The sequence below is a fragment of the Streptomyces sp. PR69 genome, assembly GCF_026420845.1.
Taxonomy (GTDB): Bacteria; Actinomycetota; Actinomycetes; order Streptomycetales; family Streptomycetaceae; genus Streptomyces.
On the sequence record NZ_JAOWCB010000049.1, the window covers coordinates 20,753 to 31,266 of the forward strand.

The following is a 10,514-nucleotide window of genomic DNA, read 5'->3' on the forward strand; positions in this document are numbered from 1 at the left end:
GCCAGAGGCTGTCCGTCAGCCGACGAGGGCGGCCAGCTTCCGCAGCGACTCGTCGATGGCCGCGGTGGCGGAGTCCTTGAGCTTGCCCGCCATCAGAGAGACGGCCGCGCCGGTGAACTCGCCCTCGACGCGGACCCGGGTGGCCTCGCCGTCGGGGGTGAGGGCGTAGCGCATGCCGAGGCTGATGCCCATCGGCCCCTTGCCCCTGGTGGCGAACACCCGGGCAGGCTCCAGCTCGCACACCGTCCAGGCGACCTCCGCCGGGAAGCCCATCAGCTTCATGCTCTCCGTGAAGCCCGCGCCGATCTCCAGCGTGGCGGGACCGCCGTCGGGGAAGCCGGTGTGCGTGGCGCTCCACTGGCCGTACGAGGAGAAGTCGGTGAGCCGGGCCCATACCTTCTCGGCCGGCGCCCCGATCCTCGCCTCGGCGCTGACCTCGGCCATGCGACCACCTCTTCCGTCGGCGGGTTGCGGTGCGGCGGACCGTAGCCGGGGCGGCGGCAACACACAAGGCTGATGCGGTGTCAGCTTCGTTCGGCAGGCCGGACCGGCAGAATCTGACGCTCCCGGCCGCCAGATCTCGGCCGAGTCGAAGCGGTCGCAGGCCCGCGGATGGGGGCCTTCGTCATGGCGGTGGAAGGCGGCCCAGAACAGATCGGCGGGCAGCGCGTCGGAGGGTGCGTAGACCCGGTAGACGTACTGCCGTCCGTCCATGGCGAGCAGTGCGACCATCCAGAACATGCCCGCAGGGACGCGCGCCGGGTGCGCCCCGGTTGCCCTGAGGGCGCACGGCAGGGCGATGAGCGCCTCTGGGGGAGAAGTGGCGGGATCTCATCCGCAAGGAGGAGGAACCGGTCGGCCGTGCACGACTTCTGTGGGAGGACGAAATGCTTCCGCGCGCGGACGTATGGGCCGCGTGGAGCTGATGGGGTGGGAGGTGTGCACTTCCCCACCCCGCGGACGTCCGGTCGGCCCGCCTCCCGCCCAGCCCAGGACGGCGTCTGCTCCGATGCGTTCGACGCCCAGCTGGCGACCGTGGTCGCGGGGGCGCGCAGAAGGGCGCAGCGCGACGGGGACCGGCAGATTGACACGGCGCACCTGCTGCACTCGCTGCTTGAGTGGGACCCCGACGCCAGGGCGGCGCTGGGCGGTGAACAGCAGATCGCACGGGTGCTCGGCTATCTCGTCCAGCGCAGCATCGGCTACGGGCTGCGCTGGCAGGGCTCCGTGGAGGACTCCGGCGCCCTGCCGGTGGTGAAGGGGGCGGCGGACGGGCGCGGGTGCCCCGGATGGTCGCCCGCGGCGGCAGCCGCGATGAGGGCGGCGGGGGAGCGCGCGCGGCTCCGGAACGCCGGGTACGCCGACGGCGTCGATCTGCTCGTCTGCCTGGCCGCCGACCCGGAGTGCCGGGCCGTCGAGGTGCTCGGCCGGGCGGGCGTGGATGCCGCGCTGCTCACGGAGCGGATCGCCGGAGGACCGCAGGCGCATCGCTGAACCGCCCCCACCGGAGCCGTCTCGACATGTGTCACAGGGGTGACGGTCCTGACGGGCGCTGCCATGATGTGCCGATGCACGCGTCTGAGAAGAGGAGCGCGGGCCTGGGGCTCGCCCTGGGCTCCGCCTTTGCGTTCGGCGGTTCGGGTGTCGCCGCCAAGCCGTTGATCGAGGCGGGCCTCGACCCGCTGCACACGGTGTGGCTGCGGGTGGCCGGATCGGCGCTGGTGATGCTGCCGCTGGCCTGGCGTCACCGGGATCTCGTCCGGCGCAGGCCCGCTCTGCTCGCCGGGTTCGGACTCCTCGCCGTGGCGGGCGTCCAGGCCTGCTACTTCGCGGCGATCTCCCGCATTCCGGTCGGTGTGGCGCTGCTGATCGAGTATCTCGCCCCCGCGCTGGTGCTGGGCTGGGTCCGCTTCGTCCAGCGACGGCCGGTCACCCGTGCCGCGGCCGTTGGCGTGGTGCTCGCCGTCGGCGGACTGGCGTGTGTGGTCGAGGTGTGGGCGGGGCTCGGCTTCGACGCTGTGGGGCTGCTGCTCGCGCTGGGCGCGGCCTGCTGCCAGGTCGGCTACTTCGTCCTCTCGGACCAGGGCGGTGGCTCGGAGCACGGCGGTGACTCGGGCCAGGGCGGTGACTTGGGCCAGGGCGGCGACGCGACGAACCGGGCCGACCCGCTGGGGGTGATCGCCTACGGCCTGCTCGTGGGAACGGCGGTGCTGACCGTAATCGCCAGGCCCTGGGCCATGGAGTGGCGGCTGCTCATGGGCAGCGCGGACCTCGGCGGGACACGGGTGCCCGCGGTGCTGCTGCTCTGCTGGGTCGTGCTGATCGCCACGGTGCTCGCGTACATCACGGGAGTCGTCGCGGTGCGCAGGCTCTCGCCGCAGGTGGCGGGCGTGGTGGCGTGTCTGGAAGCGGTCATCGCGACCGTGCTGGCATGGGTGCTGCTGCACGAGCATCTGTCCCTGCCGCAGATCCTGGGCGGCGCGGTCGTCCTGGCGGGCGCCTTCATCGCCCAGTCCCAGACGCCGCGGCCGCCGTCCGGCCCGGTGGCGGGAAGCGGCACGGGCGACGGCGCGGACCCCGCCGCCGAAACCCAGTTGGCCCGCGAGCGGTCCGGCTCATAAGGTGCCGACCATGCATTCGACTGTGCTTCCGCCTCCTGCCGCCTGACGCGGGCGGCGGCCACTTCCCACTGAGGACAGAGCTCGGGGTGTCCCCGAGCGGCTTGTCGCTGCCCGTGTGCCGGAGCCACACGACCAGCCCTTCTGTTCTTCATCGGAGAAGTCACATGTCGGAATCCTCGGCGTCCTCGGCGTCCTCGTCGTCGTATGCGCTTGTCGGCGCGGTGCCCGTGGGGCGCAGCCTCGCCTTTCTCGTCGTCGCGGGCATTGCGTGGGGGACCGCGGGCGCGGCCGCCTCGCTGGTCTACGAATCCAGCGATCTCGGTCCGCTGGCCCTGTCGTTCTGGCGCTGCGCCGGAGGGCTGGCGCTGCTGCTCGCCGTCCTTGCGGTGCGGAGGCGGGGCGCGTCGCCCCGTGCCGGCCTCGGCGCCGCCGCTCTTGGCACCGCCGCCGTTGCCGCCGTCGCCGAGCCCAGGCGTCGGCGCGTGCTGCGGATCGCGGCGACCGGGATCGGACTGACCGTCTTCCAGAGCGCCTACTTCGCCGCCGTCGAAGCGACGGGACTCGCCGTGGGCACGGTGGTCACCCTCGGGTCGGGGCCCGTGCTGATCGCACTTGGCGCCCGCCTGGCCCTGGGCGAGCGGCTGGGGGCCGGCGGAGTGTGCGCCGTGGGCGGTGCGCTCGCCGGGCTGGGTGTGCTGGTGCTCGGCGACGGCGGGACGGCCGTACGGCCCGTGGGGGTGGCCCTGGCGCTGCTGTCGGCCGCCGGATACGCGGCGATCACGTTGCTGACGCGGTGGCTGGGCCGGGCCGGGCGCGGCGGGGACGCGCTGACCACGACCGCGTGGGCGTTCGCCGTGGGGGCGGTGGGGCTGCTGCCCATGGCGCTGGCGGAGGGGCTGCTGCCGACGACGGATGAGCCGGTGCGCGTGGTGTGGCTGCTGGTCTATGTCGCCGCCGTGCCGACCGCCCTGGCGTACGCGCTGTACTTCGCCGGCGCGGCGGTCGTGCGCGCCGCGACGGTCTCGGTGGTGATGCTCCTGGAGCCGGTCAGCGCGGCCGTGCTCGGGGTCGCCCTGCTGGGGGAACGGCTGACGCTGTCGCTGGCGGCGGGCGCGGCGCTGCTCCTGGGGGCGGTGGCGGGGCTGGCGGCCGCGGAGGCGCGCGCCGCCTGAAGGAGGGGGTTGGGGTGCCCCCAACCCCCTTTGGGGAGTCGGTCAGCGGGAGGGCAGATACGACGGCAGGGGCGTGCCCTCGTCCACCTCCGCGGGGACGGGAGCGGCGTACCGGGGGCTCAGAGGGAGCACACCCGACCAGTGAGGGAGGGACAGGTCCTCCGGGTCGTCGCTGGGGGCGCCGGTGCGGATCTTGGCGGAGACCTCCGCGAGGTCGATGCGGAGCACGGCGGTCGCGGCGAGTTCCTTGGGATCGGCGGGGCGGCAGTCGGCGGCGCGGCCCGGGACCGCATGGTCGACGAGGGCGTCAAGCGCCGTGCGCTTCTCGGCGGGGTCGGTGATCTGGCGGGCCGTGCCGTGGACCACGACCGAGCGGTAGTTGACCGAGTGGTGGAAGGCGGACTTGGCCAGCACCAGGCCGTCGACATGGGTCACGGTGAGACAGACGGGCAGCCCGCCGGGGTCGCCGTGCCCGGCCGTCCGCAGCGGGCGGGAGCCCGTCGAGCCATGGACGTACAGGCGGTCGCCCACGCGCGCGTAGAGCGTCGGGAGCACCACGGGCGCGCCGTCGCGGACGAAGCCGAGATGGCAGACGAAGGCCTCGTCGAGTATCGAGTGGACCAGCTCGCGGTCGTAGCGGGCCCGTTCCCTGGCGCGTGTGGGGATCGTCCGCTCGGTCGGGGTGTACGTCTCCATTGCCCCCTCCATTGCACTAGTGCATAATTGTTTTTGTGCTAGGAGAGTATAGGATTGCTGGCAGGCGCGCATCGGAGATCGCGGCCTCGGTCGAGCACGGCGTCGGCGCCGGAACGCTGAAGCCGGGGCAACTGCTCCCGCCCATGAGGGAGTTGGCGGCACAGCTCGGCGTCAACCCCAACACGGTGGCGGCCGCGTACCGGACGCTTCGCGAGCGCGGGGTGATCGAGACGGCCGGACGCCGGGGCAGTCGCATCCGCTCCCGGCCCGCCAGCACCGCCCGGGGCGCGATCAGGGTGGAAGCCCCGCCCGGAGTGCGGGATGTGGGCCAAGGCAACCCCGACGTATCGCTGCTGCCGCCCCTGCACGAGGCGCTCGCCTCCGCCGCGCGGCAGTACGCCGAGCGGCCGGGGCTGTACGGGCAGGACCCCGTCGACCCCCGGTTCGCCGCACTCGCCCGTGCGGCGCTGGACGCCGACGGCGTGCCGGGCGGGCCCCTCGCGGTCACGTCCGGCTCGCTCGACGCCGTCGAGAGGGTGCTCTCGGCCCATCTCAGACCCGGCGACCGGGTCGCCGTCGAGGACCCCGGGTGGGGGAGTCTGCTCGATCTCATCCCGGCGCTCGGCATGAAGCCCGTGCCGGTGGCACTCGACGAGGAAGGGCCCCTGCCCCAGGAGCTGGAGCGGGCGCTCGCCGCGGGAGCCCGGGCGGTGATCGTCACTGACCGGGCGCAGAATCCCACCGGCGCCGTCATCGGGCCGGACCGCGCTGGGGAGCTGCGCGCCGTGCTCACCCGCCACCCCGCGACCCTGCTGATCGAGGACGACCACGGACACGCCTTCGTCGACGAGCCCCTGCATCCGCTCGCCGGGGCCACGGACAGCTGGGCGTTCGTACGCTCCACGGCCAAGGCGTACGGGCCGGACCTGCGGGTCGCCGTGCTGACCGGTGACGCCGTCACCGTCGACCGGGTGATGGGCCGGCTCGGCCTCGGCCCCGGATGGGTCAGCCGGCTGCTGCAGCATGCCGTCGCCCACCTGTGGGCGACCGAGGCCGTCGATCCGCGGGCCGTCGCGCGCGCGTACGGGGAGCGGCGCGACGCTCTCGTACGGGCGCTGGCCGCCAGGGGGGTGGCCGCCAGCGGCCGCAGCGGGATGAACGTATGGGTGCCGGTCTCCGACGAGACGGGCGCGGTCGCCAGGCTGCTGCAGTCGGGCTGGGCGGTCGCGCCCGGGGCGCGCTTTCGGATCGCCTCGCCGCCGGGGCTGCGGTTCACCGTCTCGGATCTCACGATGGACGACGTCGGGGCGGCGGCGGACGCGGTGGCGGGGGCGGTGGAGCCGGGGGCGGTGCGGAGTTACGGCTGACCGGGGCGCGCCCCGGTCCCCTCACGGGGGCTCCGCCCCCGCACCCCCGCGCCTCAATCTCCCCCAGACTTCGTCCGGGGGGACCCCCACGGGGCTTGATTGCGCTGGCCCTTGCGCCTCAGTGTCCCCCGGACTCCTCCCCCAGCTACCTCCCCCAGACTCCTCCCCCAGCTACCGCTGGGAGGTGCCCCCAGGGGGACCCCCACGGGGCTGGTGTGTGGCGGATGGCCTGTGATCGGTCGGCTCGGCCGAAGCTCCGCGCCGCCGCGCGAGCCGGCCAGGGCCCCGGGCCCGGCCAGACCCGCCGCCACCTGCGAAGCCGCCAAGGCTGACCGGCTACACCACTCGGCGGGACGCCACCTTGTGGCGCACCTGTGCCTCAGTCGTCGGCGGGGCTGGGTGTTCTGGTCCTGTCAGACGTCGGCGGGCTGGCGGTGCGGCCAGGCAGGTGCCCCAACGGGGCGGAAAATCCAGCCTGTCCGGGGGAGTTTGAGGACACGGCCGGAGGCCGTGCGGGGGCGCGGGGTGGCAGCCCCGAGGGCCTTGCGCCCGGGCCGGGAGCGTGTCCCGGCGCGGCCGTTCCGGCCGGAGCGCGGCGGGTGTGGCGGTCGGTCGGGCTGGCCGCGGAAGGCCGGAGCGGGGCGGCGGGCCGCTGTGGCCGCGGGCCCGTGGCGGCGTGGCCCTTCGCGCCGCTCTGCGTCAGCGCCGCACCCGCCAGCACGATCAGCGCGCCTGCTGGCGTGTTCCAGCTCAGCCGCTCGCCCAGCAGCGCCACGCCCGCCGCCGTGGCGATGACCGGGATGAAGTAGGTGACCATCTGCGCCGTCGTCGGGCCGACCTCCGCCACCAGGCCGTACTGGACCAGCATCGCAAGGCCCGTGCCCAGCGCGCCGAGGGCGACCACGGCGAGCAGCGGACCCGCAGGGAGCGCCGTCGGCGGCGTGGTGAACAGCGGGGTGACCACCGCCAGTTGCGCCGTCGCCAGCAGCAGCTGCGCTCCGGCCAGCGAAAGATGGGAGTGGCTGCTGCCCGCCAGGGTGCGGCGTACGTAGATCCAGCCGATCGGATAGCTCAGCGAGGCCAGCAGCGCCATGGCCGTGCCGCCCGCCTCCAGTCCGGTGAAGCCCTGCCAGACGCCGAGCACCGTCAGCACCCCGAGGAAGCCGAGGCCGAGGCCCGCGACCCGGCGGCGGGTCGGGCGGTCCTCCGACAGGGCCACCAGCGACAGCGCCATGCCCCACAGCGGCGAGGTGGCGTTGCAGATGCCCGCCAGCGTCGAGGGGATCGTCTGCTCGGCATAGGCGAAGAGGGAGAAGGGCAAGGCGTTCAGCAGAAAGCCGGCGACGGCCAGATGCCCCCATGTGCGCACCCCGCGCGGCAGCCGCTGCCGCCGCACCGCCATCGCGACCGCGAGCACCGCCGTGCCGAAGAAGACGCGCCCGAAGGACACTTGGAGCGGCGGGAACGCCTCAGTGCCGATCTTGATGAGCAGAAAGCTGAAGCCCCACACGAGGCACAGCAGGGCGAAGCGGATGCGCCAGTTCACGGTCATGGCGTCCAGCATCACGGCCAAGAACTTTTAGAACAAGCGAGATTTGTTTCAGCTTTTCGCGTAGCATTGCTTACATGTTGAATCTGGAGCGCCTGCGCACCCTCGATGCCCTCGCCCGGCACGGCTCGGTCAGCGGCGCGGCCGAGGGTCTGCATGTGACCACCTCCGCGGTCTCCCAGCAAATGTCCAAGCTGGAGCGGGAAGTCGGCCAGCAGCTGGTGGCGAAGAACGGCCGCGGGGTCCGCCTCACCGACGCCGGGCAGCTGCTCGCCGACCATGCCGCGCGCATTCTGTCCCAGGTGGAGCTCGCCCAGGCGGACATCGAGGCGCAGCGCGGCCAGGTCGTCGGCGAGGTGCGGATAGGGGCGTTCCCGACGGCGGCGCGCGGACTCTTCCCCGGCGCGGTGTCGCGGCTGCGCACCGCCCATCCCGATCTGCGAGTGCGGACGCGGGAGCTGGAGCCCGAGCTTGGCATCAGGGCCGTGATGCGCGGAGATCTCGACCTCGCCGTGGTGCTCGACTGGAGCAATCGCCGCCTGCCCGTGCCCGCCGGGCTCGCCCAGGCACAGCTCGTCGACGACGCCCCGGACGTCGCCATGCCCGCCGCGCACCCCCTCGCCGGGCGGGCGGAGGTGGGTCTGGAGGAGTTCGCGGACGACGATTGGGTCTCCTGGCCGGAGGGCGAGTTCTGTCATGACTGGCTGGTGTTCACCCTGCGCGCGAGGGGCATCGAACCGCGCATCTCGCACCTCGCGGCCGAGCATCACACCCAGCTCGCGCTGATCGCGGCGGGTCTCGGCGTGTGCGTCACCCCCCGGCTGGGGCGCGGCCCGGTGCCTCAGGGCGTCGCGCTCGTCCCCGTACGGCAGCGGATGCTCCGTCATGTGTACGCGGTGTGGCGCGCGGACGCCGACCGCCGGCCGTCCATCCGGGCGGCTGTCGAGGCCCTTCGCGAGGCGGCGGCCGAGCAGTCCTCCGCCCCTACAGCTTCCTGAAGTCCCATGAGGCGATGGCGTCCGGCGTCAGTCGCAGCCATGCGTGGCGGCCGTCGTGCGGCATCGCGTCCAGGCCGAAGTGCCGCCGGGCGAACAGCCGCTCGGGGGCTGCCAACTCTGGGCACGGCGCCCCGGTGCGCGGGGCCTCGCCGACGAAGACCGCCGTCCCCGACAGCTCGACGCCGCGCAGCTGGCCGTACTCCTCGCCGGCGTCCACGACGACCGCCAGCCGGGGGTCGCGGCGCAGCTCGGCCCAGCGGCGGCTGCGCGTGAGCGAGTACAGCCACAGCGAGCCCGCGTCCCAGACGAACCACAGCGGGCTGACATGCGGGCGGCCGTCCGCGGAGACCGTCGCCACTCGGCAGGTGCGCTGCTCGGTGAGGAAGGCGTCCAGTTCGGCGGGGCTCATCATGATGCGACGGCTGCGGCGCTGTGTGACGGCCATCTGTCAGGCCCTCCATATCTCTGACGGCATGTCAGGAATCATGCCGGAAATCATGGGCGCTCTTCCGCCGTCGCGCAATGCCGGTTACTGTCGCCGCCCACGCCCACGCCCGCTCGTGATCGCCCGCCCGTGATCGTGCCGCCTTGAGGAGGGAGCCGTGCCGCCGCCCGCAGACCTCGCCGAGCAGCTGGACCCGGCCACTGCCGCGCTGCTCACCGTCGAATGCCAGCAGGGAGTGGTCGGAGCGGACAGCGCGCTGCCCGAACTCGCCGCCCAGGCACGCTCGTCGGGCGCGCTGCACCATGTCGCACGGCTGGTGGCGGGCGCGCATGAGGCCGGCGTGCAGGTGCTGCACGCCATCGCCGAGCGCCGCCCCGACGGGCGGGGCTCCAGCAGCAACGCACGGCTGTTCACGGCAGCCGCCCGCCTCCCCGTGCAGCAGCACTCCGGCACCACCGCCGTCCGGGTCGCTCCGCCCATCGAGGTGGCCGGCGAGGATCTGATCGTCCGCCGGCTGCACGGGCTCTCACCGATCTCCGGCACGGACGTCGACGCGCTGCTGCGCAATCTGGGCTGCCGCACGCTCGTCGTCGTCGGAGTCTCGGCGAACGTCGCCATCCCCAACGCCGTCTTCGACGCGGTCAATCTGGGATACACGGCGGTCGTGCCCAGGGACGCCATCGCGGGGGTGCCCGCCGACTACACCCCCGCGATGGTCCGCAACACCCTCGCCCTGGTGGCCACGGTGACCACGACGGACGAGATCCTCGCCTGCTGGAAGCGGCCCCGCCGCGTCAGACGAGCGTGATCGCGTCCCCCTGCACCGTGATGGACGCGGGAGGCAGCGGCGCGGTGGCCGGGCCCGCCTTGACGCTGCCGTCCGCGGTGTCGAACTTGCTGCCGTGGCAAGGGCAGTTGATCGTGCCGTCGACGACGTCCTTGACCGCGCACCCCGCGTGGGTGCACTTCGACGAGAACGCCTTGAACTGTCCCGCCACGGGCTGAGTGATCACCACATCGCCGACGACCTTGCCGCCGCCCTCGGGAATGTCGGCGGTCTTGGCGAGCTCCGACCCCGCGCCGTTCCCGCCGCCCGCTTCACCGCCCGCGCCGCCGACAGCCTCGCCGCCTGCCCCGTCCGCCGGTGTCTGCGCCGCCGGGTCATCCGATCCACCACACGCGGTCAGCGCGACCGCGAGCCCTGCTCCGCCCACCGCCGTCACGACCGTACGACGCGTCAGTGTCATGCTGAACTCCCCTTTTCCGCGGCGATCCCACGGCGATTCCACGCCGGCGCCTCGGCGATCCCATGGTGTGCTTTCGGCCAGTCTCACCAAGAGGTACGAGCGCCGGGGCCGCGCTGTTCACTTCCTCAAGGATTTCTCAAGGAAGCCGGCCGGCGGCCTGTGCACGGGCCGCGGCAGCCCGGAAACCGGACGATCAAGGAACCCGTTCCCGGCTACTGTGGGGCAATGCTCTCCGAAGTCACCGCGACCCGTTATGTCACGCCCTTGCGTGAAGGCGGCTCGCTTCCGGGCATCGTCGAAGCCGACGATTTCGGCACGTACGTCATGAAGTTCACCGGGGCCGGACAGGGCCGCAAGACCCTGGTCGCCGAGGTCGTCTGCGGGCTCCTCGGGCGGCGGCTCGGGCTGCGGGTGCCGGA

Annotated in this window: 11 protein-coding genes and 1 pseudogene; 7 read left to right on the forward strand and 5 right to left on the reverse strand. The window is 73.3% G+C overall.

Annotated features, from left to right (window positions below; genetic code table 11):
- Nucleotides 1-15 precede the first annotated feature (15 nt).
- A complete protein-coding gene (locus tag OF819_RS27415; protein WP_267246349.1) occupies nt 16-444 on the reverse strand; it encodes an SRPBCC family protein in 429 nt (142 codons plus the stop codon).
- A gap of 495 nt (nt 445-939) precedes the next feature.
- Here OF819_RS27415 and OF819_RS27420 point away from each other — a divergent pair, with 495 nt between their 5' ends.
- From OF819_RS27420 to OF819_RS27430, 3 genes are all read left to right on the forward strand, one after another.
- On the forward strand, nt 940-1,494 hold the full coding sequence (locus OF819_RS27420; protein ID WP_267246350.1) for a Clp protease N-terminal domain-containing protein: 555 nt from the start codon (nt 940-942) through the stop codon (nt 1,492-1,494).
- A gap of 74 nt (nt 1,495-1,568) precedes the next feature.
- Nucleotides 1,569-2,621, forward strand: a complete 1,053-nt coding sequence (locus tag OF819_RS27425) for an EamA family transporter (protein ID WP_267246340.1) — start codon at nt 1,569-1,571, stop codon at nt 2,619-2,621.
- 164 nt (nt 2,622-2,785) lie between these two features.
- Nucleotides 2,786-3,793: a DMT family transporter gene (locus tag OF819_RS27430; protein WP_267246341.1), complete on the forward strand. Its 1,008-nt coding sequence runs from the start codon at nt 2,786-2,788 to the stop codon at nt 3,791-3,793.
- Nucleotides 3,794-3,835: 42 nt separating this feature from the next.
- Here OF819_RS27430 and OF819_RS27435 read toward each other — a convergent pair whose 3' ends face one another.
- Nucleotides 3,836-4,489 (reverse strand): pyridoxamine 5'-phosphate oxidase family protein, encoded by a 654-nt coding sequence (locus tag OF819_RS27435; protein ID WP_267246342.1) that lies wholly within the window; start codon nt 4,487-4,489, stop codon nt 3,836-3,838.
- Nucleotides 4,490-4,524: 35 nt separating this feature from the next.
- On the opposite strand from OF819_RS27435, the gene OF819_RS27440 reads away from it, so the two are divergent.
- Nucleotides 4,525-5,856, forward strand: a complete 1,332-nt coding sequence (locus OF819_RS27440; protein WP_267246343.1) for an aminotransferase class I/II-fold pyridoxal phosphate-dependent enzyme — start codon at nt 4,525-4,527, stop codon at nt 5,854-5,856.
- Between the two features lie 379 nt (nt 5,857-6,235).
- Here the strand turns inward: OF819_RS27440 and OF819_RS27445 are convergent, their stop codons facing one another.
- Nucleotides 6,236-7,408: an EamA family transporter gene (locus OF819_RS27445; protein ID WP_416370638.1), complete on the reverse strand. Its 1,173-nt coding sequence runs from the start codon at nt 7,406-7,408 to the stop codon at nt 6,236-6,238.
- Nucleotides 7,409-7,482: 74 nt separating this feature from the next.
- Between OF819_RS27445 and OF819_RS27450 the strand changes: the two genes are divergently transcribed.
- Nucleotides 7,483-8,403, forward strand: a complete 921-nt coding sequence (locus tag OF819_RS27450; RefSeq protein ID WP_267246344.1) for a LysR family transcriptional regulator — start codon at nt 7,483-7,485, stop codon at nt 8,401-8,403.
- Here OF819_RS27450 and OF819_RS27455 read toward each other — a convergent pair.
- Complete coding sequence (locus tag OF819_RS27455; protein WP_267246345.1) at nt 8,390-8,848, reverse strand: pyridoxamine 5'-phosphate oxidase family protein; 459 nt, start codon at nt 8,846-8,848, stop codon at nt 8,390-8,392. The two genes, OF819_RS27450 and OF819_RS27455, sit on opposite strands and share 14 nt — an antisense overlap.
- Before the next feature lie 157 nt (nt 8,849-9,005).
- Here OF819_RS27455 and OF819_RS27460 point away from each other — a divergent pair, with 157 nt between their 5' ends.
- Nucleotides 9,006-9,656 (forward strand): isochorismatase family protein, encoded by a 651-nt coding sequence (locus OF819_RS27460; protein ID WP_267246346.1) that lies wholly within the window; start codon nt 9,006-9,008, stop codon nt 9,654-9,656.
- Here OF819_RS27460 and OF819_RS27465 read toward each other — a convergent pair.
- Nucleotides 9,643-10,095 carry a Rieske (2Fe-2S) protein gene (locus tag OF819_RS27465; protein ID WP_267246347.1) on the reverse strand — a complete coding sequence of 151 codons (453 nt, stop codon included), beginning with the start codon at nt 10,093-10,095 and terminating at the stop codon, nt 9,643-9,645. The two genes, OF819_RS27460 and OF819_RS27465, sit on opposite strands and share 14 nt — an antisense overlap.
- A 225-nt stretch (nt 10,096-10,320) precedes the next feature.
- Here OF819_RS27465 and OF819_RS27470 point away from each other — a divergent pair.
- Nucleotides 10,321-10,514: pseudogene (locus OF819_RS27470) on the forward strand (hypothetical protein); the annotation flags it as partial.